The organism is Rohdeia mirabilis (assembly GCA_007750655.1).
In the GTDB taxonomy this organism is placed as follows: domain Bacteria; phylum Planctomycetota; class UBA1135; order UBA1135.
The window spans coordinates 4,598,024-4,623,707 of sequence record CP036290.1 but is presented as its reverse complement, the minus strand read 5'-3'; the positions used below and the strand labels follow the sequence as shown (position 1 = coordinate 4,623,707).

The following is a 25,684-nucleotide window of genomic DNA, read 5'->3' as shown; positions in this document are numbered from 1 at the left end:
CCAACCGCGCGGCGGCGTCCGGGGCCGCCCCCCCCCCGCCGGTCGGGCCCCTAGCGCAGGAGCCGGAAGGTCAGCGGGTAGCGGAAGATCGTGCCTTCGTTCGCCTTCAGGCCCGCGACGATCGACATGACCAGCAGGAACAGCGAGCTGCCGATCCAGATCACGAAGGAGACCGGGATCAGGATGACCGTGAAGAACATCACGAACGCGGCGATGTTCCAGATCACGATCGAGATCGCGAAGTTGATCGCTTCCTTGCCGTTCTCGTCGACGAAGGCTGATTCGTCCTTCTTCATCAACCAGACGACGATGGGGCCGGCCAGGAGCCCGATGCCCGTGAGGAAGAAGGAGAGCATCGAGAGGTGGGCGAACATCGCCATCTGGCGCTCGTCCGCGTCGGGAGTCGTCGGGTCGGTGTTCATGGGCTGCTGCGGTCGGAGCCGGCCGGTGGTCGTCACGTGGAGCACCGGTGTACGCGATCGGCCCCACTGCATTCAATTCCGCGGCGCGGTCGCCCGGGCACCAGGCGCCCCCGGCGTCGTCAGTTCCGACCCGCCGCCCGCAGCCGCTCCGCCAGCCCGCTGCGCCTGAAGCGCTGTTCGGCGTTCGCGACCGCCAGTTCGAGCGCGCGCGGCTCGCCCACCAGTACCAGCAACTGCTTGGCGCGCGTCACCGCCGTGTACAGCAGGTGCCGCTGCAGCATCACGAAGTGCTGGGGCACCATCGGCATCACGACGGCCGGGAACTCGCCGCCCTGGCTGCGGTGCACGGTGATCGCGAAGGCCGGCTGGAGATCGCCGAGGTCCTTGGCCTCGTAGAGCACGGCGCGGTCGGGGTAGTCGACGGTCAACGCCGAACCGTCGGGCGCGATGCGCGTGATCGTGCCCATGTCGCCGTTGAACACGTCCTTCTCGTAGTCGTTGCGCGTGTGGATGACGCGGTCGCCGACGCGCCAATGGCGACCGCGGACGACGATCTCGCGCGCGGTGGTGCTGGCCGCGGCTTCGCGCAGGTGGTCGTTCAGCGCGTCGACGCCGCACGCGCCCCGGTACATCGGCGCGAGCACCTGCACGTCCTTCTTCCAGTCGATCCCGAACGCGCGTGGGATGCGGTTCGCCACCACGTCCACCAGGCGCCGCGCGGTCGCTTCCTCGCCCTGGGTGCGGAAGAAGAAGAAGTCGCTGGGTTCGCCCTCCACGACGGCTTCCGGCGCGACGGGGATCTCGCCGGCCAGGATGCGGTGCGCGTTCGTGACGATCAGGCTGCGCTGGGCCTGGCGGTAGATGCGCGTCAGTCGGAAGACGGGGATGCGGCTCGAGTCGAGCAGGTCGGCCAGCACGCGCCCCGCGGCCACGGACGGCAGCTGGTCCGGATCGCCGACGAAGATCACCCGCGTCGGCGCCGCGAGCGCGCGCACGAGGTGGTCGGCCAGCCGCACGTCGAGCATCGAGACCTCGTCCACCACGAGCAGGTCCGTCGGCAGGGGCTTGTCCGGCCCGTGCTTGAAGCGGCGCGATCCCGGCTCGAGTTCGAGCAGGCGGTGGATCGTGCTGGCTTCGCGCTCGGTGGCCTCCGACAGGCGCTTGGCCGCTCGCCCGGTGGGCGAGGCGAGCTTCACCCGCGCGCCGGTCGACAGCGCCAGGTCGACGACGAGGCGCATGACCGTCGTCTTGCCCACGCCGGGTCCACCGGTCAGGACGCAGACCGGATGGGTCAGAAGGCCGCTCACCGCGGCGCGCTGTTCGTCGGACAGGTCGAGTCGCGCGCGGCGTTCAGCGAGTTCGATGTCGCGTTCGTCAGCCCACGGCCGGACCTCGCCGGCGGTGGACAGGGCCACGAGGCCGCGCGCCAGTCCGCGTTCGTGTTGGAACAGACGCGTCGGCCAGACCCGTTGCACGGCGAGCGTGCCGAGCGCCGGTTCCTCGGAGCGGTCGTCCGACGTCTCCTCGACTTCCTCCTCGTCGACCACGCCGGCGCGGTCGATGACGATCTCGCCCATCTTGCGCAGCCCGTCGAGCGCCTCGACGAAGGCCGCGTCGTCCTGCTGGCTCTTCAGCAGCTCGCGCGTCGTGGCGATCAGCTCGTCGGCGGGCGCGAAGCAGTGGCCCTGGCTCACGTCCTCGCCGAGTCGGTGCAGGAGCGCGGCCCGCCGCCGCTCGATCCCGTCCGGTGGCAGCCCGAGCTCGCGCGCCGCCCGGTCCGCCACCACGAAGCCGATCCCGTCGACCTTGCGCGCGAGGATGTAGGGGTCCTTGGACACCCGCGACTGGACGTTCTCGCCCAGGGCGCGCACCGCCGCGTCCGCCTGCCAGGGTCCGAGCCCCAGCCCGACGAGGAAGGCGTGCGCCGCGTGGCTGCCGAACTCGCGCCGCACGGTCTCGACCAGCTCCGCCGCCACGTCGCCCGACAGGCCCTTGATGCCGACCAGGCAGCTCTCGTCGGTCCGGATGCGTTCGAGCGCGTCGGTGCCGAGCGCCTCGACGATGCGCCGGGCCAGGGTCTCGCCGATCCCGTGGAAGGCGCTCGACGCCAGGTACTTCACGAGCCCGGCCCGGTTCTCGGGGGGGCGCACCTCGAGGCTCTCGAACTCGAACTGCCGGCCGTGGGTCGCGTGCTCGGTCCAGCGGCCGACCAGCCGCACCGCCAGGCCTTCGCTGGGCCGGGGCGTGGGTCCGACGGCGGTGACCTGGGAGCCGAACAGCCCGGCCGGATCGCCCCCGCCGAAGGCCACCGGGGCCTCGGATCGCACCCGCAGGACCGTGTAGAGGGACTCCTCGCTGTGGAAGGTGACCCGGTCGACCGTGCCTTCGAGCACTTCGGTCCCGTCCTCGCCGTCCCGGGCTCCGGCCTGCCGGGGCGCGCCGGAGCGCGGATCTGCGTCGGGGGGAGCCATGGGGACCGGAATCCTAGCCGCGCGCCCCCTTGCCTTTCGGCCCTCGATCCCCATACTGGTCGCCCCTCGTGCGCCAGCGCGCCACCAATCCCGCTACCCAGCCCATGTCGATCAAGGTCCAAGTCCGCGCCAACGAGTCGCTCGAAGCGGCTCTCCGCCGTTTCAAGCGTCAGTGCAACTACGGCGGCGTCTTCCGTCTCGCCAAGGCCAACTCCTGGCACGAGAAGCGCAGCGACCAGCGCCGCCGCGAGCGCCGCGAACGCATCCGCACGATCCAACGCGCCACCCGCTTCGCCCAGCGTCGCGCGGGCGGACGCCGCTAGAGCGGATCGGCGCGCACGCGTCGCACGAGGAATGGAACGGGCCCGGACCGATCGCACAGGCGGTCGCTCCGGGCCCGTTCTGCGTGGCGAGCGCCCACCGCGCGTGCGGTCCCGCTCCGGCCGCCCGACTTCGCCGCGGACCGCTGCATCGGGCGGACCCAGGACTGCGAAACGCACCGCACCATGAGAACCAAGCCGATCGTCGCCGCCGCCATCGCCCTCGCGGTCGTCGTCTCCACCTCCGTCGGATGCTCCTCGCCGATCCCGAACCGGGTCCCCACCGGCGAAGTCTTCCCGACCACGACCGGTGAGTCGCTCGAGCGCGTAGAGGTCGAGGTGCCGACCGCCTGGTTGGGTTCGCCCACGGTCGTGCTCGTCGGCTACGAGCAGGACGCGCAGTTCGACGCCGACCGTTGGTTGTACGGCTTGCTCGCGGCGGAGCTCGACGTGCGCATCGTCGAACTGCCGACGATCCCGAGTGCGATCGCGAGCCTGTTCAGCGGCACGATCGACGAAGGCATGCGCGGCGGCATTCCGCCCGAGGACTGGGCCTCGGTCGTGACGGTCTACGGGTCGGCCGCCGCGCCGGTCGCGGAGTTCACCGGCAACGAGAAGAACCGCAACATGCGCGTGCTGCTGCTCGACGCCGAGGGCCGCGTGGTGTGGTTCCACGACGAGGGCTACTCGGCGCGCGAACAGCTCGACATGGAGGCTCGACTCGCCGAACTGCGCGGTCGATGATCCACGCGCCATGACTCAGATCGACGCACCGACCGCCGGCGCGACCCGCGCCGCCTCGACCGATTGGATGGGCGCCCTGCAGCGCGAGATCGAAGGCTCGCGCGCGGTCACCCATCCGCTGCTCGTCCGCGCCGGCCGCGGCGAGTTGACGCGCGACCAGTACGCCCGCTTCGGCGGCCAGCACGTGGCTCTGGTCGGGGTCTTCACGCGCTACCTCGAGCTGCTGTTGCTGGCGACCGACGACTCGTCCCAGAAGCTGTGGCTCGCGAAGGTGCTCGTCGACGAGTACGGCGAAGGCTCCGACGGCCACGACCACGCCGAGCTGTACGCGCACTTCCTCGCGCGGCTCGGGACGGGCGGCGACGCGCGCGATCGGACGCCGCTCGCGCCCGCGGTCTGGCGCCACGTCGGCGCGCATCTGGCCCTGTGTCGCGAGCAGCCCTTCCTCGTCGGACTCGGAGCGTTCGGCCCCGGCCACGAGTGGGCGATCCCGCCGATGTTCGCGAGCCTCGTGCGCGGTCTCGCGGCGGCCGGTGTGACCGAGGCCGAGCGCCTCTACTTCGACCTGCACACCGAGCAGGACCAGGACCACGGCGCGTGGATGGCGGAAGCGATGGGGCGGCTCGCGGTCGACGAGAGCACGCGCGATCTCGTGCGCCGGGGTGCGCGCTTCTCGCTCGAGCGCCGCGCCGAGCTGTGGGACGCGACCGAGCGCGTCGTCGACGGCGCGGATCCGGCCGAGGGCTCGCCGGGCACGGTGCGCGACCTGCGCGCGGCGACCGACGCCTGGTTGCGCGGCGCCGCCTGGCCGGTCGAACTGCCGCGGTTCGGCTGATCGGATCCCCGGAGCGACGGGGCTGCGAGTAGGGTCGGTGCGCGCGCCACAGCGCACTCCATCGCGACCCACAGACCGGATCCATGCGCCCTGCCCCGCTCCTCTCGCTCGCCATCTCGCTCTTCGCCGCCGCTCTCCTCGCACCGCTCGCGCTCGCGCAGGGGGTCCAACCGGCCGCCTCGGTCGACCTCGGAGGCGGCTCGGCGGGCACGCACGGGGTCCCGCGCATGGTGTTCGACGGGGCGCCCGCGGTCGGGTCGCCCTTCGCGCTGCGCATGCGTCGGTGCCGCCCGTTCGCCCACGGCTGTTTCGTCCTGAGCGCGTCCGCTGCCCCGGTCGAGGTGGCGTTCTTCGGCGCGACGGTCCATCCGCAGTTCCCGGTGCTCGACGTGTTCGCGTTCACGACGGACGCGGCGGGCGACTCGCCCCGCGGCTTCGCCCAACTGCCGGTCGCGCCGGGGTTGGTCGGTTGCGAGATCGTCGTGCAGGGCATGGTCGAGGACCCGCTCGGCCCGAACGGCTATGCGATCACCCCCGGGCGGCGGGTGCGGATCGGGCCGCCAGCGTCGGGGCGGTTGTTCGACTTCGAGTTGACGCTCGGCGACGTCGAGACCGACGTCGTCGCCACCGGTGACTTCGATGGCGACGGTCACCCGGACGTGGTGGTCGCCGAGGAAGGGGGTCGTCAGATCGTCGGACTGGGGGACGGTGCGGGACGCTTCGCCGCTTCCTACGAGACGGTCAACGCGCTCGATCGGCCGAGAGCGGCCGTCGTCGCCGACCTGGACGGCGATGGGGCGCTCGACTTCGCCGCTGTCGGTCTTCGTTCGGGGACCTCCCCCACGGGCGACCTCGTCGTACACCTCGGAGATGGCGCGGGCGGCTTCGTCCACGCGTTCGCCGACGAAACACTGCCCAGCCTCCTCGACACGGATGCGGCCGACCTGGACGGCGACGGCGACCTCGATCTGGTCTCGGTCGCGTACGAGGACGACCTATTGGTCGTGCACCTGGGAAACGGGGACGGGACGTTCGCGGCGGCGTTCACTTCGGCCCTCGGTGACTCTCCGAGTGAGGTCGCGTTGGCGGACATCGACGGGGACGGGACGCCCGACGCCGTCGTTGCGAGTCAGTCCACCGACGAGATCCTGATCCTGCCGGGCGCCGGTGACGGGACGTTCGGCGCCGCGCAGAGCTACGCCTTCACCGAACCGCTGACGCTCGCCGTCGCGGACGTCGACGGCGACGGTCTTCTCGACGTGGTGGCCGCCAGCGCGACGTCGATCGGCTCGCTGATCAACGAGGGCCGCGGCACGTTCAACCCGACGAAAGAGACGGTGTTCACGGGGCTCGGCAGTCGCTACCCGGTCGAGTTGTTCGACAGGAACGGCGACGGGCTCGTCGACGCGGTTCTCGGAAGGAACGGCCTCGTGATCACGCTCGTCGGCGACGGAGCAGGAACGTTCACCCTCGTGGAGGAGCGGCGCGCCGTGGCCGGACACTCCGGGCCCGCGTTCGCCGACTTCGACACGGACGGCATCTTGGATGTGTGCATCGGCCACGCCTGGTCGGGCGTCTGCGTGGCGTTCGGCGACGGGAGCGGCGGATTCGGTCTGCCCGCGATCCAACCGATTCCGGCCCAGGCGTTCCACACCGCCGTGGGCGACGTGGACCTGGACGGGATCGACGACCTGGTACTGCGCGGCCTCACACCGGACCTCACCGCGATCCTGCTCGGAGCGAACGCGGTCGAGTTCGCCGCGGGGGGGCTCGTGATGACGGGCAACACGTCGCCCGGGACCGCGCTCGTCGATCTCGACCGGGACGGCATCCTCGATCTTGTGGCCGGGGTCGGGAATCCGGATCCGGGGATCCTCGTCGCCCTGGGCGACGGGACGGCCGCGTTCGGCGCCACATCGATGATCGACACGGGCTTCGTGCCGGGTGACATCGAAGCGGGGGACGTGGATGGAGACGGTTTCGTCGATCTGGTCACCACGTCAAGCACTCCCGATCGCGTCGTGACGTACCTGGGTGACGGCGCGGGCGGCTTCGGCCCAGGGATCGAATCCCTCCCGGGAAACATGACCCGCACCTTCGCCGCCACCGACATCGACGAGGACGGACTGCTGGACCTGTACATGGCCCGTACGTTCCCGAGCGAGTCGATCGCGATTCTCATCAGCGATGGGGACGGGACGTTCACCGTCGCCGGCTCGATCGCCACCGGTGTATCGCCCAGCGAGATCCGACTCCACGACCTCGACGGCAACGGACTCCGCGACATCGTCGTCCGCCGGACATTCAGTCCCGGAACGGCCGGCGTCGCCGTGATCCTCGCATTGGGTGGCGGCGGCTACTCCCTGCCCACCATTCTCGAGGGGGTCGACGGGAGCGGCCCGGCCTCGATCAACGTCGCCGACGTCGATGGCGACACGAACCCGGATCTGATCGCCAGCTACGGCAACAGGGGGCGCTTCCTCGTGCATCCCGGTCGCGGCGACGGTTCGTTCGACTCGCCGCGATCGTTCGGGCTCGTCTTCGACCAGTTTCGACTCGAGACGATCGATGCGAACGGCGACGCCATCGCGGACCTCGTCGTCTTCGACGGGAACGACGCCGTTCTGCGCGTGCTCGAGAATCGCCTGCTCGGATCGGACTGAGTGCGGCAGGACGGGGCTGTTCCCTCAGACCTCGGCGGGTGCCTCGTCCGCGAGCCGCCACAGCACCCAGCTCGCCACCGAACGCAGCGGCGCCCAGATCTCCGCGCGCGCGGCGAGTTCGCGCGGCGTCGGGCGCTCGGCCAGACCGTCGAGTCGGCGCAGACCTTCCTGCACGCCGAGGTCGGTGCTCGGCATGACGTCGAGGCGCCCCAGTCGGAAGATCAGGAACATCTGCGCGGTCCACGGCCCGATGCCGCGCACCTCGGCGATCGCGGCCACGACATCGTCGTCCGGTCGGCGTGCGATCGACCGCAGCGGCAGGCGCCCGTCGAGCGAGCGCTCCGCCAGGTCGTGCAGCGCTGCGGCCTTGGCGCGCGACAGGCCGGCCGCACGCAGCTGGTCCTGCTCGATCGCGAGCATCTGCTTCGGCGTCGCGAAGCGCGAACCCGGCGTCAACGCGTGGACGCGCGCGTGGATCGTCGCCGCCGCGCGGCCCGACAGCATCTGGTACACGACCGCGCGCGCCAGGGCGTGGAAGTGCGAGTCGGCCGGTCGTTCGGCGCCCTGCGGGAACCCGGGGAAGCGCGGCAAGCGGCGCAGCGCGGCACCGAGCGCCGGATCGCGGCGAGCGAGGGCGCGCACCTCGGCCGCGGTCGGTGCACCGGCGCGCGTCATCGGACGGGCTCCATGAAGCGCAGCGACTCACGCGCCACCTCGTCGAGCACATCGTCGTGCGTGCGTCCCGAGCGCTTCGGCACCGCCAGGTCGTGGTCGCCGCCGTCGACGACGAACAGCTCGTGCGGTCCCGCGATCGAGGTGCGCTCGCGTTCGAACAGGTCGAGGTCGCAGAGCGGATCGCGTGTGCCGCTGACGAACAGCGTCGGCGTGACGAGCCGGTCGAAGTGTTCGCTGCGCAGCGATTCGGGCTTCTTCGCGGGGTGCAGCGGATAGCCGAGCAGCACCGCCCCGGCCACGTCCAGGTCCGCGTCCTCGGACAGCAGCAGCGTCGACATGCGCGCGCCCATCGACTTGCCCGCGAGGAACCAGCGCGCGTCCGCCGCGTCGCAGCGTTCGCGAACGGCGCGCAGCACGTCGCGGTGCGCGGCCACGAGCTTGGGCGCGCGGTCGGGCGGTCGGCGCCGGCCCTCGCGGCGCGCGCGCTCCATGTACGGATAGTCGAAGCGCACGACCAGCGCTCCCGCCTCGGACCAGCGCCGCGCCATGCCGGCCATGAACGCGGAGTCCTTCGGAGCACCGGCGCCGTGGGCGAACAGCACGCGCGGCCCGCCCGTCCCCAGCGCTCCGTCGACCAGTGCGGACGTTCCGTCGATCCCGACCAGCTCGGCCACCTCCGGCGTGAACGGGATGTGAAGCTCCTGCGGCGGCATCGTGGTGGAAGAGTGGCGGGCGCGTCGAGGTCGTTCGTGGAAGGGCGTGCCCCCGCCGGCGCAGTATCGCACTCTCCAGCAGGAATCCGCGCGCCCGGCCATAATCGCAACCCATGGGATCAACGTGGAAGACGCTCTCCGGAGCACGTGTCGAGGACCTGCCGGAGACGCTCGACGAACTGCTGACGGACGACGACGCGAGCGTCCACGTCGGGACCGACTCGAAGAACCGCGGCAACTGGACCTACTTCGTGACGGTCATCGCCGTTCCGCGACGGGTGGGCGGCGGGCGCGTGCTCTATCGCTCCGAGCGACAGCCGCGCATGCGAAACCTGGCGCAGCGACTGATCCACGAGGCGCAGCTGAGCCTCGAACTTGCATCGGAGTTGAACGAGCGCGTCACCCAGGACGTGATCATCCACCTCGACGTCAACGAGGACGAACGCTTCCGCTCGGCGCAGTTCGCGCGCTCGTTGGCGGGGATGGGCCTGGGCAGCGGCTTCCAGGTGCGACTGAAGCCCGAGGCCTGGTGCGCGAGCTCGGTCGCCGACCACGTCGTCAACGCGCGGCACGTGCGCGTGGCCTAGTCGAACTGGTCCAAGTGCCGGCGGTCCGAGCCGCGCGCTCGATTCAGCTGCCGGCCGCCTGCGCCGCCGGGCTCTCGACCCAGGCGCGCAGGACGCGGCCGCCGGCGAACGTGATCCGGGCCGTCGAGGACGTCGCCGCCGGCTCCGCGCGGGTCAGCAGCAGCACCTTCCCCGTCCGCGCTTCGATCGCGTCGCAGCACCAGGTCCACAGCTCGTCGCCCGGGGTCTCCGCCGTCGGCTCGAGGCGCACGACCCGGTTGGGCTCGCCGAGCAACGCGACCACGGTCCGGCGCTCGGTTCCCGGCGCGATCGACTCGAGCGTGCGCACCGCCACGTAGACCCCGGTCGGGGGCGGCGGGCAGGCGGGCGCCGGGGCCGCGCAGCCCGCGATCGACGCGACGCAGGCGGTCAGAACGGCGACTGCCGCGAGCCTCGTGATGGTCCTTCGGTGGTGCATGGGTGCGGTGCGATCGACGATGCTATGCATCGACGTTCGAGGAGTAGCGCCTGTGCCCGAATTGCCCGACATCCACGTCTACGTCGAGAGCCTCGAGCGGGTGCTCCGAGGGTCCGCACTGGTTCGCGTCCGACTCGTGAGCGCGTTCCTGCTGCGCTCCGTCGACCCGCCGCTCGACGCGCTGCACGGGCGCGCTTTCCGAGGCGCGCATCGGCTCGGCAAGCGCATCGTCCTGCGTTTCGACGGCGACCTCCACCTGGTCCTGCACCTGATGATCGCGGGGCGGCTGCAATGGAAGAAGCCCGATGCGTCGCTCGGCGGTCGGATCGTGCTCGCCGGCTTCGACTTCGAGCGCGACGGCGTTCCGCTGGGCACGCTGGTCCTGACGGAAGCCGGCAGCACGAAGCGCGCGCGCCTGCACGCGGTGCGCGGCGCGGCGGCGCTCGCCGAGCACGATCCGGGCGGCCTCGAAGTCCTGGACCCGGACGTGGAGGTGGCCGACTTCGCCGCGAGCCTGCGGGCCGAGAACCACACGCTGAAGCGCGCGCTGACCGATCCGAGCCTCTTCTCGGGCATCGGCAACGCCTACTCGGACGAGATCCTGCACCGGGCGCGGCTCTCGCCGTTCATCCGCACGGCCGCCGCGAGCGACGCCGTGGTCGCGCGCCTCTTCGAGGCCACGCGCGCGGTGCTCGCGGAGTGGATCGAGCGCCTGCGCGCGGAGGTCGGCGACGGCTTCCCGTCGAAGGTCACCGCCTTCCGACCGGAGATGGCCGTCCACGGGCGCTACCGCGAACCCTGTCCGGTCTGTGGCGACCCGGTGCAGCGCGTGGCGTTCGCGAAGCGCGAGTTCAACTACTGCGCGACCTGCCAGACGGGCGGCAAGCTGCTGGCCGATCGCGCCCTGTCGAACCTGATGCGCGGCGACTGGCCGCGGACGCTCGAGGAGCTCGAACTGCGCCGGCGGAGGGGTCGCGAGGGCCCAGGGTCGGGGACTTCTCGGTCGGACACGTCTCAATAGGGCCAGGTCGTGGGCGTCAGCACGGAGTCCTTGAAGGCCTCGAGATCGAGCACGTCCGCGAAGTACGCGGGATTCGTGACGCCGAGGTTCGTGGTCTCGAACGGATCGACGGACAGATCGAAGAGCTGCTCCACTCCATCCTGGAACCACAGCTTCATGCCGTCGTCGCGCACGACCGCCCAGCGGTGCAAGCTCAGGACGGGTTGGACTCCGTTGTTCGGCGTGAAGCGGTGCGACCAGACGTACTCGCGCGGGCTGCTGCCTCCGGCCAACGTCGGGGCGAAACTGATGGAGTCCTCGAATCCGTGGGACGCGTGGACGTTCGCCAGTTCGAGCACGGTGGCGGGCCAGTCGACGGCCGAGATCAACTCGACGTCCACGCCCGGCTGGGTACCGACGCCCCAGACCAGCATCGGAACGCGGATCCCACCCTCGTACTGCGTGAGCTTGTACCCCTTGTAGGCACCACCCTGGAGCGGAGCGTTGTGCGGCGTGCCGTTGTCCGACATCAGGACGACGTACGTGTTAGCCATCAGCGGACCGAGCAGGCCGACGAGCTCGCCGAGCGCGGTGTCGAGCGCGACCAATGACGCCTCGAACCCACCGCGGTTCCCCGGTAGAACCAGGTAGCCCGGCGGCAGCATCGAGGCCGGAGGCGCGTCGAATGGCTCGTGCGGCGCGGCGTAGCTGACCTGGGCATAGAACGGCTCGCCACCTACGAGGTCGGCCGAGAGGAAGTTCGTCACTGCGTCCGTGATGGCGCGCGTCGTGTACGTCGTCTCGTTGCTGCGCTTGCCGTCGTCGTAGCGAACCCAGTCGTAGTGATCGACCCCGTCCGCGACGACGTTGCCGAGGATCCCCGCGCGCCAGGTGGAGTACCCCGCGAGCCGCGCGCTCTCGCGCACGTCCATGAACTTCGAACCGTTGACGTGCCACTTCCCGAAGTAGGCCGTTCGATAGCCGTTCGAGTGGAGCACTTCCGCGAGCGCGATGCGGTTCGGTCGCAGGCCGCCCTCGAAGGTCGCCAGCGGCTCCATCGCGCCTCCGACGAAGTCGTGATGCGGATAGCGACCGGCCTGGAGCAGGAAGCGCGACGGCGAGCACGTCGGCGTGGCGTAGAAGCGCTCGTACCTCCGAGCCAAGGGCCCGAACAGATCGAGCGTTCGCGTGGGCACATGAACCAGGTCCTCGTGCCCGACGTCGTCCCAGACGATGACGAGGAAGTTGGGACGGGCGGGGTCGGTGCTCTGTGCGCGCGCCAGCGTGGACAGGACGACGGACGCGAGCAGAACCGTTGCACAACGGAACATGGCGAGCTGTGGCAGGTGGGGGGGGGCGCCGGCACGGTCGGGCCGAGACGGCGAGGCGCGAGGCCAGCGCGCATTCTAGTGCTCGTCCGCGGCCGCCACGGAAGGCGCTGGTGGTCCTGGAGTGCCTCCAGTGGCGCGCAGACCTTCGTCCGGATCACAAGCGCCGAACCGGCCAGCACTTCCAGATCAGTCCGCGTCCAGTTCCTCGTCGTCCGACCCTGGCTCCGCCCGCTCGTCCAGCACGCTGCGCGCGTACTCCAGCGAGCGCCCGTGGACGAGGATCTTCGGCCGCGTGTGGAAGTCGAGCGGCAGGTCCCCGAGCGCCCCCTGCAGGTACTCGTTGCCGATGCGCACCTCGATGCCGGCGTTGTCGAGCACGCTGCGCAAGAGGTACGCGTGGATCAGGTCGCGCGCGGTCGCTACTTCGACCCAGTCTCCGATGCGTCCCATGTGTGTGGTGCTCCAGCTGCGCGGCGCGACGTGCGCTCAGTAGCCGGCCGCTTGCCCGTCCTTCCGGGACTCCGACGCGCCATGGTAGACGCCGGTCGCGGGGTCGCGCCAGATCGCCTGGTACCCGCCGAAGCTGCCGCGATTCCACTCGATGCGGTGGCCGCGTCCCATGAGGTCGCGCACGGTCTCCCACTGGGCAATGCCGGACTCGAGGTGCAGCGTGCCGCCGTCGGTCATGCGCTCACCGGTGGGTTGGGACGAACCGGTGTGCAGCATGCGCGGCGCGTCGCCGGCCTCCTGCACGCCCATGCCGAAGTCGACCATGTTCATCACGATCTGCGCGTGGCCCTGGGGTTGGGTCGCGCCGCCCATCACGCCGAACGCCATCAGCGGCGTGCCGTCCACCGTGAGGAATGCGGGGATGATGGTGTGGAACGGACGCTTGCCGGGGGCATAGCTGTTCGGCCGACCGGGCGTCAGGTCGAACAGCTCGCCGCGGTCCTGCAGCACGAAGCCCAGGCCCGTCGGCGTCATGCCGCTGCCCATGCCGCGGTAGTTGCTCTGGATCAGTGAGACCATGTTCCCGGCCGCGTCGGCGGTGCACAGGTAGATGGTGTCGCCCTCCTCGAGCGCCGGGTTGCCGGCCGGATAGCTGCGGCCGGCGCGCTCGCCGATCAGCGCGCGGCGCGCGGCCGCGTACTCGGGCGAGATCAACTCGGAGACCGGGACGTCCGCGAAGTCCATGTCGGCGTAGAAGCGCGCGCGATCCTCGAAGGCGAGCTTCTTGGCCTCGACGAAGTGGTGCACGTACTCGGGCGATCCGAAGCCCATGGCGGCCACGTCGAAGCCCTCCATGATCTCGAGGATCTGCAGCGCGGCGATGCCCTGACCGTTCGGCGGCAGCTCCCACAGCTCGTAGCCGCGGTAGTCGCACGACACCGGCTCGACCCATTCGGAGCGGTGCGCGTCGAGATCCTCGTAGGTGAGGTAGCCGCCGTTCGCCGCCATGAACGCCGCGATCTCGCGCGCGATCTCGCCGCGGTAGAAAACGTCGCGCCCGCCCTGCGCGATGCGTTCGAGCGTGCGCGCCAGGTTCTCGTTGCGCCAGATCTCGCCCATCTCGGGGGCGCGTCCGTCGATCGTCATCTGCTCGCGAAAGCCGGGAAAGCGCGCGAGTCCGACCGACAGGCCCCAGTAGTGGGCGATGAGTTCGCTGACCGGGAAACCCTCGCGCGCGTAGCGGATGGCCGGCGCGAGCACCTGCTCCATCGGCAAGGTGCCGAAGCGTCCGTGCAGTTCGAACCAACCGTCGACGCAGCCGGGAACGCTGACCGGCAGCGGGCCGTGGGCGGGCACGGACTCGAGGCCCGCCTGCTGGAAGACCTCGATCGACAACGACCGGGGCGAGCGCCCGCTCGCGTTCAGGCCGTACAGCTGCTCCGTCCTCGCGTCCCACACGATCGCGAACAGGTCGCCGCCGATGCCGTTGCCGGTCGGCTCCATCAGTCCGAGCGCCGCATTGGCCGCGATGGCCGCGTCGATCGCCGAACCGCCCGCGCGCAGGATTTCGAGGCCAATCTGCGTCGCCAGCGGTTGGCTGGTCGCGACCATGCCGTTCGACGCCATGACCGCCGAGCGCGTGGCGAAGCCGCGACCCGTGATGCGGTCCTGGGCGGTCGTGGTCGGTGAGAGGGCGAGCGCGGCGCAGGCCGCGAGGGCAACGGATCGACTCAGCATGTTCCCGACGATACTCGACCCGGGTGTGGCAGCCTCGGTGCGGTGCCGTGGGGCGCGGTCGAACGGCCACGCCGCGCGTGCCACACGTTCCGACGACGCAGGCGGCGGAACGGCTCCGCCGCGTCGACGCGACCGATCGGCTCGCGGTGACGCGGGGCCCCACGATGCTCGAGTCGGACGCTCAACCGCCCGGCGGCAGCTCGTACATCCCGTGCTTCGAATCGCGCAGTCGGCCTTGGCGGACGAGCTCGTCCCAGACCGCGCGCGGATACCGGTGGGGCGGCGTGATGCCGACGATCGTCGACGTGCGGCCGCCGCTCATCGGTCCACCGCCCAGCGACGACTCGGCGTCCAGAAGCGTCACCTTCAGGCGCTTGCGGTAGGCCTTCAGCGCGCGCTTCAGCACGGCGCGGTCGTGCTCCACCATGTGGCGCGAACCGCTGTACCACTGGCCGATGATCTTGCGCACCGCCTCCATGTCCTCGGCTTCGAGCGCCGTGACCAGCTCCGGATCGACCTGTCCGCACTCGCGCATCGCCGCGCGCGCCTCGTCCCAGGTGGCCGGAACGGTGGGAGGCAGGGTGGTCGGCGCGTCGCCGACGAGCGAGACCATGACGGTCAGCAACAGATCCATCTGGGGGTCGAACATGTGGCCAGGGTAGGGCCCCGGAGCGCGATCCGATCGAGCGACCTCGCATCCCTGGCGCGCGCCGCGGCGCGGGGGTGATGCGGCGTGCACCGGGCGCGGCGAGCTGCCCCGTTCGTACCGCGCCGATCGAGCGAGCGGCTAGACTCGACCCATGTCCGCCTCCGCCATCGTCCTCGCCCTGTTCCTCGCCGGACCCGTCGCCGTGTTCCAGGATGCCGTTCCCCAGGACGCCGAACCCGCGGCTGCGCCCACGCCCGAGCTCTCGCAGACCGGCCAACCGATCGAGATCGGCACCGTCGCGTGGCTGCGCGACCTCGACGCCGGCAAGGCCGAGTCCGCGCGCACGGGCAAGCCGATCCTGCTGCTGTTCCAGGAAGTGCCAGGCTGAAGCGGCTGCCAGCAGTTCGGTCGAACTGCTCTCAGCCACCCGCTCGTCGCCGACGTGATCGAGACCGAGTTCGTGCCGGTCTGCATCTACAACAACGTCGAAGGCGGCCACGACGAAGAGGTGCTGAAGGCCTACGGCGAGCCGCCGTGGAACTTCCAGGTGTTCCGCCTACTCGACGCGGAAGGAGCCGACATCGTGCCGCGCGTCGATCTCCTGCGGACGACCAACATGCTGTGCGAGTGGCTGCTGCACACGTACGACGCGCGCGAACTCGAGGCCCCGCGCACGCTCGAGATGATCCGCGACGAGACGTACCTCGCCGATCACCCGCAGCGCATCTCGCTCGCGACCTTCTCGATGCACTGCTACTGGGTCGGCGAGCAGAAGCTCGGCGGCGTGGACGGTGTGCTGCGCACCCGCGCCGGATGGATCGGCGAGCGCGAGGTGGTCGAGGTCGAGTTCGACCACGAAGTCCTGCCCTATGCCGACCTGGTCGCGAAGGCGGCCGAGCTCGAGTGCCTCGACCGCATCTTCACGCACGACCGCGAGCAGGCGAAGGTCGTGCGTCGCGCGGGCCACGGAGCGCTCGCCGAGGACCTCTCGCGCGCCGCCCGCTCGGTCGCAGAGACCGAGCAGTGGTACCACCTGCGTCGCAGTCCGCTCGGGCACCTGCCGCTCACGTCGGTGCAGTGCACGAAGCTGAACGCGGTGGCGACCTACGCGCCCGAGTCCGCCGTGCCGAGTTTCGGCGCCGCGCTCGAGACCCTGCTCACCGCGCGCCAGCGTGCGAACCTCGTGCGGCTCGAGGCGGTGCTGGCGAGGACGCCGGACGCCTTCGACGGTTGGTACGCCCCGGGCCGCACCGACGGCCTGGCCGAGTACCGCGCGCGTTTCGAGGCGCGGCTCACCGAGCTCGAGGGCGACGGCGCGAACGAGCCGACGAAGTAGACCGCTCGTACGGAGTCCGACTCCAATCCGTCGCTCGACCGACAGATCGAGTCTGACCCCACTTACTGGTCTGGCAGCGAAGTGGGGTCGGACTCCGTAGGGGTGTGGTGGGTGCGTAGGTCTCACATCACGACGAAACCGTCCGCGTTCGTCGCGACGGCCGGGCCGCCGTCGGTCGCCAGCGCCGCCAGGTCGAAGCGCACGCCGACGAGGAACGCCAAGGTCGCGGCGGGCACGGCCAGGGCGGCGGTCGCGCGGCCGCTCGCGTCCAGCTGGCCGATCGAGCCGGGCAGGAAGGGCGGGCCGGGCGCGAGCAGCGTGAACTCGGTCACGGCGTCGTACACGAGCGGCAGGACGCCGCCGGGGTAGGGCGTTCCGGGCGTCGTTCCGGACGCGGAGCCGAGCACGATGTAGCTCCACCCGGCGCGCGCGACACCCAGGTCGAGCGTCAACGGCACGAACGCGTCGCCGCCCGTCGGCACGGACGCGAAGCCGCAGTGCAGCTCGGCCGCCGGGTCGAGATCGAGCCGCCGGTCGGGGTACAGCCGCACCGCGCGCACGCCGTCGTCGACGACGATCTCGAGGACTTCGACGCCGACGCTCGCGCCGGCGGTCGTTGCGAACGTGTACGTCCCGTCGCCGTTGTCGGTCACCGGGCCGACCGCGACCAGGCCACCGGGCGCGGTGATGGTCACGCTCGCTCCGCCGGTCGTCAGCGCGCTGCCGTTCACATCCACGAGGCGCACGGTGTGCGTCGCCTGGGTCGCGCCGTCGGCGGGCAGCCGCAGCGCCGAGCTGTCCACTTCACTGAGCACGTGGTCCGGCCGACCCGCGAGTCCGTTGCGCCAGGTGTCGTAGCGGTTCTTCAGGGACACGACCGGATCGAGCGGGCTCGACGGGTTGCCCTTCACCGCCAGCGACAGGTAGTAGTCGCCGTTCGCGCAACCGGCCCCCGTGGTGCAGATCCCGTCGGTGTCGCCGATGCGCGCGAGCTGCACGAACGAGATGTAGGCCGACTTCGAGAAGCCGGGGGGCGGGGCGCCGCACGACGTCGGCGCGCTCTGACTGCACGAACAGCGCCCGTCTCCACCGAGCGCGCGCGCCGCCTCCATCGCAGCCATGACCCGTTGCCCGAGATCGCCGCCGGCACCGATCAACGCGCTCTCGGCCGCCAGCACCACGCTGTCGTCGGTCAACACGTTGCCCTGGATCGCGTAGCGCAGCGATCCGCTCGTGCCCGCCACGCCGAACTGCGCGTTGCCGACGCAGAAGCCGTTGCTGCCCGAGAAGGTCACGGGCGCGTTCGCGAAGTCCACGATCCCGTACTGGCGGCACTGGTGGTTCGTGGGGCCGGCCGCGAGCGCGGCGAGGATCTGCTGCGGCGTGTCGCCCGCGATCAGGCCGTTCCAGATGTAGCTCTTGTTGTTGCCGCCGACGAGTGCCTGGGCCGCGCCGCCGCCGCGACCCACGACGATCACCGGCAAGAGCTCGCGTAGGTCCTCGTTCGCGATGCACGTCGCGCCCGCGATGCAGACCTCGCCGGTCGCCGTGTCGACCACGACGATCGACCAGGTGGCGTGCGCGGGCCGCGCGAGAGCCACGAGGGCACAGAGCAGGAAGGCGACGAGTCGGGTGCGCATGGGCGATCGAAGGACGCGGTGGATGGGGGCGGGTGCGAGGCCGGCGATGGCGAGCACGGGGATCGTGCCAGGGTCGAAGCGTCTCGTGGTGCCTCCCATCGCGAACCGACCGTGCGTGCCGATTCTCGTGCCTCGTGCCTCGTTCCCGCAGCCGCGTCCACGCTGCGCGACCCGAGGTGTTCGAGCGACTCGAGTCCGACGCCTGCGCCCGCGACCTTCGGGGCGACTCGCGCGCCGCGACCCGTGCCTCAGTCGCCGCTGTCGGGTCGGTCCGAAGGACGAGGGACGAGGACCGCTCCCCCGGCGCGCACTTCGATGTCGCGCGACGGGAAGCGCAGGTCGAGCGTCGCACTCTGGGAGCCGCCGATCGACTCGTTGCTCCCGAAGCCCAGCGTGACGGCCCCTTCGAGGATCGAGTCGAGACTCGCCTTCCCGGTCAGCGCGTGGCCAGCGGGATTCACACCGAAACGAACATGGGCGAGCGCGCTCGCGTCGCCGACCGCGCTCGCCAGGCGTTCGCGGATGAACTCGGCACGCTCCGGCGCCTCGACGCCGACGATGCGGCCATGCTCCAGTCGAAGTTCGACGTCGCGCACGTGCACGCCCGCGAACGACGTGTAGGCCAGGTGCAGCGAGCCGTTCGCGGTGCCGGGCAGCGGAACCAGCAGCAGCGAACCGGCGGGGAAGCCCTCGCTGACGTGGCCGCGTTCCAGGTCCTCGTCGGAGAGCCGACCGATGCTGCGGTGCAGGAGGCGATCGTCGAACGCGAACCGCAGTTGCCCACCTCGGGAGTCGCGGAGCTCGATCTCCTGCGCGGAACCCAAGCTCTCGACGATCGCGTCGACACGGCGCTCGAGCAGGTCCGGTTCGGCGGCGAGAGCTCGCCAGAAAAGTGCAAGTGCCTCATCGACGCTCAGTTCTCCCTTGTCCACGTCGCCCCGGACCGGTACCGAGAGCTCCACCTGGCGCACGCCGAGTTCGCGCAGTCGCCGCAGCCACGTCGTGTGGGCCGACAGGAGGTGGGGCAGGTTCTTCCGCTGCTCCGGCGTCGGCTCGGCGCCCGACGGTTGGGTGGACGTGACGATCACGACGCCGGCCAGCGCGTCCGTCTCGTCGTCGGGCATGAACGGGAGCTCGCGCACTCTCGGATCGTCCATCCGCTCGAGTCGAGCGAAGATGTACTCGCGCGACCACGGTCGCAGGGTCGGTCGGCCCCCCAGTGCTTCGATCTCGACGAACAGCATGTCCGCGATCTTCTGGACCTGCGGCGGTCCGAAGATGAGCACGCGCTCCCCCGCTCGCACGCGCAGCGCGTCGACCGCGATGCGCCGCGCGATGGCACCCAGGTCGATGTCGAGCATCGCGCGGCGACGCCAGGCACCGAAGACCTCCTCGAAGGCCCGCACCACCGCATTCCCGGTCTCCTGGTCGACGCCCGCGTGGTGGGGGTAGACCAAGTGGTGTCGAGCGACCGCTCGGTAGAACCGTTCCTGCACGAAGCGTTTGGATTCGAGGCCGACCTCGACGACGAGTCCATCCTTCACGAGCCGCGCCAGGTGGTAGTGCGCCCGCGGCACCGGCAGTCCGAGCCTTTCCGCCACCTGTGATCCCGTGCGCGCCGCGTCGACCAACTCGCCGAGGATCGCGAGGCGATCGGCGTGCGCGAGGGACGCGATCTGTTCCGGCGTGGTGAGGACGTCGAAGTCCCTGGGGTCGGGGGGCGGACTCATGGGGCGACGGTGGGGCAGGTGGAGGCCCGTGTCCGAGATCTGGACGCGCCCCATCGGTTTTAGGAACGGGAGCCGCCTGGACGGTCTCGAGCGCGCTTCGAGTGGGCGCGCGACGCGGATCGGAACCCTGGCACGGCATTCGAATCTGCCGAAGTGGAGGGCGCCTCGCCCCACCTCATTCAGGATTTTCTGAGGAATGGTCGGGCGCGGAGCGTCGGGTCTCGGCTAGTCTCAGGAAATCCTGAGAGGCGCTGGATGCTCTGCGCCGCCCGCCTCCAAGTGTCCACCGACCCCGGCGATCCCATGGCTTCCAGATCCACCGCCCTCTCCCTCGCGCTCGCCCCGATCCTCGTTGTCACAGGTTTCGGCGTGGCGCGGGCCCAGGAGCCCGAACTCCAGGCCCCGCTCCCGAGCCCGAAGAACATGCTCTCGATCAGCGCGGTCTCCTCGGACGAGGTCTGGGCCACGGCGGGGGCGCTGTTCGCGCAGACCGGCGACCTCGTGCACTCGACCGACGGCGGCGCGACCTGGGAGGTCCTGCCCGTCAACACGACGAGCACTCTCAACTCGGTCTTCTTCCTCGACCAGCAGCGCGGCTGGTGCGCCGGCAACGGCATCTTCTTCACGACCGACGGCGGCGCCACCTGGACGAAGGCCAACGACTGGGGCTCGATCTACACGCTCCACTTCGTGGACGAACTTCACGGGTGGGCCGGGGGCAACGGCGGCTACGTCTACCGCACGACCGACGGCGGCCAGACCTGGGCGTTCGGCGTCTCGGTCCAGAGCGGGTGGACGGTTCGCGACCTGTGGTTCCGCGACGCGCTCGAGGGCTACGCGATCTCGATCGACGGGACCTTCTCGCGAACCACCGACGGCGGCGCGAGCTGGAGCGTGGTCATGGATCTCACGCCGAGCTTCCTCGACCCGCTGCCGAACACCACGGCGATCGAGTTCGTCGGCGCGAACGAGGTCTGGGTCATCGGTGGCGAGACCTTCATGCACTCGATCGACGGCGGAGCGACGTGGAGCCAAGCCGCGGTCCCCGTCGACACCTGGGCCCATGCCGCCGCCTTCGCGGATGCGCTCCACGGCGTCGCGGTGGGGGACAGCGGCAACCTCGTGCGGACCGAGGACGGTGGCCTCACCTGGACCACGGTCGACACGCCCTACGGACAGCGGCTCTGGGACGTTTCCTTCTCGGGGGGCGTCGGGTACGTCTGCGGAGCGAACGGACTCCTGCTGCGGTCGGACGACTTCGGCGCCACCTGGTCCCAGATCTCGAGCGGCGCGGCGCACACCGCCCGCGACGTCGACGCGCTGGACGCACACCGCGCCTGGGTCGCGTACGAGAACGGCGAGATCGCGTTGACGACGAACGGCGGTCAGCTGTGGGAGCGGATCCAGGTGGACGGCTTCGACGAGTACGGCGATCTGTGGTGCATCGACTTCTTCGACGCGAACAACGGCTGGGCCGCGGGCATGCAGCAGGTGTTCGGGCTCGCCGACGACGGTCAGATCGCGCGCTCGGTCGACGGTGGGCGCACGTGGACCTTGCAGTTCGCGGTGACGAACTTCGAGTTCTTCGGCCTCGAGGCACTGGACGAGGACACAGCCATCGCGTTCGGCCGCGGCAACTTCGCATCGAGTGCGTTCGTTCGCACCGAGGACGGCGGCGCGACCTGGTTCCCGAGCGGCCCTGTGGGTACCACGAACGGTTTCCGCGGCGCGGACTTCCTCCCGGACAAGCAGACCGGCTGGCTCGTCGGGAACAGCATCTACAGGACGGACGATGGAGGTCTGACCTGGACGAAGCAGTTCGACAGTCCCGTCATGCTCGCCTCCGTCTCGTTCGCGGACGCGCGGAACGGATGGGCGAGCGGCTTCCAGAACACGCTGTTCCGCACCACTGACGGCGGCATCACCTGGACCCCGCAGACTGCCGGAGGCCCGGCCGGTGCGGCCTACATGGGCGTCGAAGCCCTGTCGCCGGACGAGGCGTACCTCGTGGGTTGGAACCGCTTCGTCGCTCACACGACCGACGGTGGTTCGTCCTGGTCCCCGGTGCCGCTGCCGCCCGTGGCGCACAACCTCTACACGGCCTCCGCGGTCGAGTGGAACGCCGTGGACTTCGTCGAGGGTGGCAACGGTTGGTTCGTCGGCAACGAAGGGACCTATGCGATCCGCGACGAGCGCACGTTCGTGGCCACTCCCCACGCCATCTCCGTCGCCACGGGTGGCCAACAGACCTTCACGTTGCGTCCTGGACCCGAGCACGAGAACGAGCTGTTCGTCCTCATGGGGACGTTCTCCGGCACGAGTCCGGGCTTCGTCGACCCGAACTCCGGACTACTGGTCCCGATCGTCTACGACGGGTACACGAACCTCCTACTCGGCTCCTGGGGGGCAAGCATCGTCACACCCCTCTTCGGACTCGTCGGCCCTGGCGGGTTCTCGCAGAGTCGCTTCAGCATCCCGGCGGGAACCGACCCGTCGTTCGCAGGACAGACCCTGCACCACGCCTTCTTCACGATCGACCTCTTCGGCAGCGGGCTCATGGAGCACGCCAGCAACGCGGAGTCGCTCGAACTCCTTCCCTGAGACATCGCTCACACCTGGGAGCGAGCCGTCGGAAGGAACGACGGACGATCCCGGGTGCCCATCGGATCGAACCATGAAACACACACTCCTCAGCCTCCTCCTCGGTCTCGCCGCTGCCGAAGGTGCCCACGCACAGACCGTCGTCGTCACCACCGCGGCCGACGTCACCGACATCGACTGGACGTCGGCAACGATCGCCGATCTGCCCGGACCGGACGGGCTCGTTTCCTTCGAGGAAGCGCTCATCGCCACGAACAACACTCCTGGCCACCAGCGCATCGAGTTCCAGATGCCCCAGAGCACGTGGCAACAGCAGGGCCTCTTCCCCGGCCGAGCCGTGATCTGGATCACGAACGGCTTCTTCATGAATTCCAACGAGTCGGTGACGATCGACGGTCGGACCCAGACCGCGCTCACCGGCGACACGAACCCCGACGGTTGGGAAGTCATGCTGTTCGGCAGCAACCTGCGCCTCAACGGCGACGATTCCACGATCCAGGGCTTCCACGCGACCCAGCTCTCGGTCACTGGATCGAACTGCACCGTCGAGGGCAACACCGGGGGGTTCAGCCTGGACCTGTTCGGCGGTTCCGGTTCGCTCGTGAGCGGCAACGACTGCGGAACGATCAAGATCGATCGCTCGAACGACAACGTGGTCGTCGGGAACTCGATGGCTCGCGTGCGGATCCAGGGCTTCGGTGCATCGCAGTTGGCGAGCGGGAACCGGATCGGCGGCCCCCAGCCGAGCGACCGCAACATCATCGCGGGCTATGGAACGGTGAACAGCGAAGGCCTGCCGAACGGCCAGCTCGTCGAGCTCTTCGACACCCAGGACACCACCGTCCAGAACAACTGGATCGGTACGAGCGACGGCTTCACCCAGGGGCAGCAGTTCGCCACGATCGGCGTCAGCTTCGCGGGTCAGAACCACGGAACGATCGTTCGCGACAACCTCATCAGCGGCGTTCTCGGACACGGCCAGGGGCCGCACTGGCCCGGCACTCTGTGGGGGTGGGCGATCCTGCTCAGTGGAACCGGCTCCGACGTCTCGATCCTCGGCAACCGTATCGGTGTCGACCTTCACGGGCAGCCGACCCTGGGCTCCGTCTGGGGCATCTCGATGGGGGACGCGGTCACGCACCCCGCGAGTTTCACGAACGTTCGCGTGGGCGGAACGGGTCCGGGTGAAGGCAACCTCATCGCCGGCCATTCCCTCAACGGCATCACGGTCGGCCGGAACGTGCCGCAACTGCGCATCCAAGGCAACGCGATCCGCGACAGCGGCTGGCTCGGGATCGATCTGATCCCCACGGGCTTCGGCTACGGTGTCGATCCGAACGATGCGTTCGACACCGACGGCGGTGGCAACGGCTTGCAGAACTACCCGACGCTCCTGAGCGCTTCGGTCGTCCCGGGCGGTGTGCACGTCAAGGGCCGCCTGAACTCGTCCGTCGCCGACACCTTCACGCTCGAGTTCTTCGCGTCGAAGGACTGTGATCCGTCGGGCTTCGGCGAGGCCGATCACTTCCTCGGACGAACGACCGTGGTGACCAACGCCGCAGGAAGTGCGGCGTTCGACCTCGTCGTGCCTCACACCGGCGCACTGGGCGCCTTCATCACCGCGACGGCGACGCTCGAGCCGCTCGGCGCCACGTCCGAGCTCTCCGAGTGCATCGCGCTCAGCGGTGTCCACTGTCAACCCGATCTGGGATTCGGCGGCCCGGGAACGGCCACGCTCAGCGTGTGCGGCGACGTCCTCTCGGCGGGCGGGTCGGCCGATCTCGCGATCGTCGGGATGCCGCCGGCGACGACGGTCTTCCTCGGTGCGAGCACGTTCTCCAATCCCACACCGTTCCTCGGTGGCGTCGTCGTACCGTTCCCGGCGCAGTTCCTCTTCACGTTCACCTCGGACTCAGCGGGTGAACTGCACGTGCCCGTCTTCGGAGGGACTCCGGTGCCGATCGACTTCTACGTCCAGGGCGCGTATCTCGACGCTTCACTCCCTGCCGGAGTGGGCCTGACGAACGCCGTGAGAATCGAGTATCTGCCGTAGGACGCGAGCGGCGCGGGAGCTCGGGCAACCGAGCTCCCGCGCCGAGTCGTTCGCGAGTCTAGAGTTCCACCCAACCCCGCGCGTCCGACTCGATCACGGCCTCGACGAAGCGCACGCCGCGCACACCGTCGGTCACGCTCGGCAGGTGGTCGGGCAGCGGCGCCTCGGCGCGGATCGCCGTGGCCAGGTCGCGGTACAGGTTCGCGAAGGCCTCGAGGAAGCCCTGCGGGTGGCCCGGCGGCGTGCGCGCGGACGCTGCGGCCAGGGGCGACAGATCGGCGTTCGCGGTGCGCTTCACCGTCAGCCCGCCCTCGGGCCGATGCAGCTCGAGGTCGTTCGGGTGCTCCTGCCTCCAGGTCAGTCCGCCCCTGGTCCCGAACACCGACAGCACGAGTCCGTTCTCGCGACCGACGCAGACCTGGCTGCAGCGCAACGTGCCGCGGACGCCGCCCGTCAGTTCGAGCAGCGCCTCCGCGTCGTCGTCCACCGCGCGCCCGGCGACGAAGCTGTGGCGCCGACCGAACAGGCGCTCGACGCGCGCGCCGCACACGAACTCGGCGAGGTTGAACGCGTGCGTGCCGATGTCGCCCAGCGCGCCGCCCGGGCCGGCCAACGCGGGATCCGCGCGCCAGGCGGCCTGCTTCTGGCCCTGCGCCGCCAGGTCCTCGGCCAGCCAACCCTGCACGTACTCCACGTCCACGCGCCGCAGCTCGCCCAGGTCGCCGCGCGCGATCAGGGCGCGCGCCTCGCGCACGAGCGGATAGCCGGTGTAGTTGTGCGTCACGAGGAAGCGCCGTCCGGTGCGCTCGACGGCGCGCGCGATCTCGTCGGCCAGCGCGCTCGACGTGGTCAGCGGCTTGTCGCAGGCCACGTCGAACCCGGCCTCGAGCGCGGCGATCGCGATCTCGTGGTGCAGGTGGTTGGGCGTGACGACGACGACGACCTGCACCCGTTCGTCGGCGGGCCGCTCGGACTCCGCGCGCAGCAGGTCTTGCCAGCTGGCGTAGGCCCGCTCCGGTTCGACGTTCCACTCCGCCGCCCGCTCCAGGCAGCGCCCGTGGTCCGAACTGAACGCGCCTGCAACCAGCTCGAACGCACCGTCGAGTCGGGCCGCGATGCGGTGGACGGCGCCGATGAACGCGCCGGGTCCGCCGCCGACCATGCCGAGGCGCAGGGGCCGCACGGTCGCCGGGGTGTCGGAAGTGGTCGTCATGGCGCCGATCCTAGTGCGCACGCCGCCTTGCGCCGACACTCGGATGGTCGAGTGGCC

The 25,684-nt window shown here is 70.3% G+C and carries 21 protein-coding genes; 9 read left to right on the top strand and 12 right to left on the bottom strand.

All coding sequences use genetic code 11. From position 1 onward, the window contains the following. Positions 1-50 precede the first annotated feature (50 nt). Positions 51-422: a DUF4870 domain-containing protein gene (locus Pla163_RS17200; RefSeq protein ID WP_145191489.1), complete on the bottom strand. Its 372-nt coding sequence runs from the start codon at positions 420-422 to the stop codon at positions 51-53. 119 nt (positions 423-541) lie between these two features. Beyond that, positions 542-2,893 carry an SF1B family DNA helicase RecD2 gene (gene recD2, locus Pla163_RS17195; RefSeq protein WP_419186081.1) on the bottom strand — a complete coding sequence of 784 codons (2,352 nt, stop codon included), beginning with the start codon at positions 2,891-2,893 and terminating at the stop codon, positions 542-544. A 104-nt stretch (positions 2,894-2,997) separates the two neighbouring features. On the opposite strand from recD2, the gene rpsU reads away from it, so the two are divergent. From rpsU to Pla163_RS17175, 4 genes are all read left to right on the top strand, one after another. Then, the gene (gene rpsU / locus Pla163_RS17190; RefSeq protein ID WP_145191483.1) at positions 2,998-3,216 is read left to right on the top strand and encodes a 30S ribosomal protein S21; all 219 of its coding nucleotides are present in this window, start codon (positions 2,998-3,000) and stop codon (positions 3,214-3,216) included. 183 nt (positions 3,217-3,399) lie between these two features. Continuing rightward, entirely contained in the window at positions 3,400-3,957 is a 558-nt protein-coding gene (locus Pla163_RS17185; protein WP_419186080.1) for a hypothetical protein, read from the top strand. 10 nt (positions 3,958-3,967) lie between these two features. After that, positions 3,968-4,792 carry an iron-containing redox enzyme family protein gene (locus Pla163_RS17180; protein WP_145191480.1) on the top strand — a complete coding sequence of 275 codons (825 nt, stop codon included), beginning with the start codon at positions 3,968-3,970 and terminating at the stop codon, positions 4,790-4,792. An 83-nt stretch (positions 4,793-4,875) separates the two neighbouring features. Then, the gene (locus tag Pla163_RS17175) at positions 4,876-7,455 is read left to right on the top strand and encodes an FG-GAP repeat domain-containing protein (RefSeq protein WP_145191477.1); all 2,580 of its coding nucleotides are present in this window, start codon (positions 4,876-4,878) and stop codon (positions 7,453-7,455) included. A gap of 24 nt (positions 7,456-7,479) precedes the next feature. On the opposite strand, the gene Pla163_RS17170 is transcribed toward Pla163_RS17175, so the two are convergent. Both Pla163_RS17170 and Pla163_RS17165 read right to left on the bottom strand, forming a co-directional pair. Next, positions 7,480-8,130, bottom strand: a complete 651-nt coding sequence (locus tag Pla163_RS17170; protein WP_145191474.1) for a DNA-3-methyladenine glycosylase family protein — start codon at positions 8,128-8,130, stop codon at positions 7,480-7,482. Next, on the bottom strand, positions 8,127-8,843 hold the full coding sequence (locus Pla163_RS17165) for an alpha/beta family hydrolase (protein WP_419186079.1): 717 nt from the start codon (positions 8,841-8,843) through the stop codon (positions 8,127-8,129). The genes Pla163_RS17170 and Pla163_RS17165 overlap by 4 nt, the downstream gene beginning before the upstream one ends. 113 nt (positions 8,844-8,956) lie before the next feature. Here Pla163_RS17165 and Pla163_RS17160 point away from each other — a divergent pair, with 113 nt between their 5' ends. Next, positions 8,957-9,430 carry a ribonuclease H-like YkuK family protein gene (locus Pla163_RS17160; RefSeq protein ID WP_145191470.1) on the top strand — a complete coding sequence of 158 codons (474 nt, stop codon included), beginning with the start codon at positions 8,957-8,959 and terminating at the stop codon, positions 9,428-9,430. A 43-nt stretch (positions 9,431-9,473) separates the two neighbouring features. Here the strand turns inward: Pla163_RS17160 and Pla163_RS17155 are convergent, their stop codons facing one another. Then, positions 9,474-9,887, bottom strand: coding sequence for a hypothetical protein (locus tag Pla163_RS17155; RefSeq protein WP_145191467.1), 414 nt, complete (start codon positions 9,885-9,887; stop codon positions 9,474-9,476). A 52-nt stretch (positions 9,888-9,939) separates the two neighbouring features. On the opposite strand from Pla163_RS17155, the gene Pla163_RS17150 reads away from it, so the two are divergent. Then, the gene (locus Pla163_RS17150) at positions 9,940-10,908 is read left to right on the top strand and encodes an Fpg/Nei family DNA glycosylase (protein WP_145191464.1); all 969 of its coding nucleotides are present in this window, start codon (positions 9,940-9,942) and stop codon (positions 10,906-10,908) included. Here Pla163_RS17150 and Pla163_RS17145 read toward each other — a convergent pair. The 4 genes from Pla163_RS17145 to Pla163_RS19225 form a co-directional block, all read right to left on the bottom strand. Further along, entirely contained in the window at positions 10,902-12,218 is a 1,317-nt protein-coding gene (locus tag Pla163_RS17145; RefSeq protein ID WP_145191461.1) for a sulfatase family protein, read from the bottom strand. The two genes, Pla163_RS17150 and Pla163_RS17145, sit on opposite strands and share 7 nt — an antisense overlap. Positions 12,219-12,404: 186 nt before the next feature. Further along, complete coding sequence (locus tag Pla163_RS17140; RefSeq protein ID WP_145191458.1) at positions 12,405-12,668, bottom strand: putative signal transducing protein; 264 nt, start codon at positions 12,666-12,668, stop codon at positions 12,405-12,407. A 36-nt stretch (positions 12,669-12,704) separates the two neighbouring features. Next, a complete protein-coding gene (ggt, locus tag Pla163_RS17135) occupies positions 12,705-14,405 on the bottom strand; it encodes a gamma-glutamyltransferase (protein WP_145191455.1) in 1,701 nt (566 codons plus the stop codon). A gap of 181 nt (positions 14,406-14,586) precedes the next feature. Next, positions 14,587-15,054, bottom strand: a complete 468-nt coding sequence (locus tag Pla163_RS19225) for a hypothetical protein (protein WP_419186078.1) — start codon at positions 15,052-15,054, stop codon at positions 14,587-14,589. A 151-nt stretch (positions 15,055-15,205) separates the two neighbouring features. Here Pla163_RS19225 and Pla163_RS17120 point away from each other — a divergent pair, with 151 nt between their 5' ends. Next, entirely contained in the window at positions 15,206-16,390 is a 1,185-nt protein-coding gene (locus Pla163_RS17120; RefSeq protein WP_267462213.1) for a VPGUxxT family thioredoxin-like (seleno)protein, type 2, read from the top strand. A gap of 122 nt (positions 16,391-16,512) precedes the next feature. Here Pla163_RS17120 and Pla163_RS17115 read toward each other — a convergent pair whose 3' ends face one another. Both Pla163_RS17115 and Pla163_RS17110 read right to left on the bottom strand, forming a co-directional pair. Further along, the gene (locus tag Pla163_RS17115) at positions 16,513-18,030 is read right to left on the bottom strand and encodes a DUF1028 domain-containing protein (RefSeq protein WP_419186077.1); all 1,518 of its coding nucleotides are present in this window, start codon (positions 18,028-18,030) and stop codon (positions 16,513-16,515) included. 248 nt (positions 18,031-18,278) lie between these two features. Continuing rightward, complete coding sequence (locus Pla163_RS17110) at positions 18,279-19,760, bottom strand: helix-turn-helix domain-containing protein (protein ID WP_419186076.1); 1,482 nt, start codon at positions 19,758-19,760, stop codon at positions 18,279-18,281. 303 nt (positions 19,761-20,063) lie between these two features. On the opposite strand from Pla163_RS17110, the gene Pla163_RS17105 reads away from it, so the two are divergent. Further along, positions 20,064-22,361, top strand: coding sequence for a WD40/YVTN/BNR-like repeat-containing protein (locus tag Pla163_RS17105; protein WP_419186075.1), 2,298 nt, complete (start codon positions 20,064-20,066; stop codon positions 22,359-22,361). Between the two features lie 73 nt (positions 22,362-22,434). Next, entirely contained in the window at positions 22,435-24,414 is a 1,980-nt protein-coding gene (locus Pla163_RS17100) for a right-handed parallel beta-helix repeat-containing protein (protein ID WP_145191436.1), read from the top strand. A 58-nt stretch (positions 24,415-24,472) separates the two neighbouring features. Here Pla163_RS17100 and Pla163_RS17095 read toward each other — a convergent pair whose 3' ends face one another. Then, positions 24,473-25,627 (bottom strand): Gfo/Idh/MocA family protein, encoded by a 1,155-nt coding sequence (locus Pla163_RS17095; protein WP_145191434.1) that lies wholly within the window; start codon positions 25,625-25,627, stop codon positions 24,473-24,475. Between the last annotated feature and the right edge of the window lie 57 nt (positions 25,628-25,684).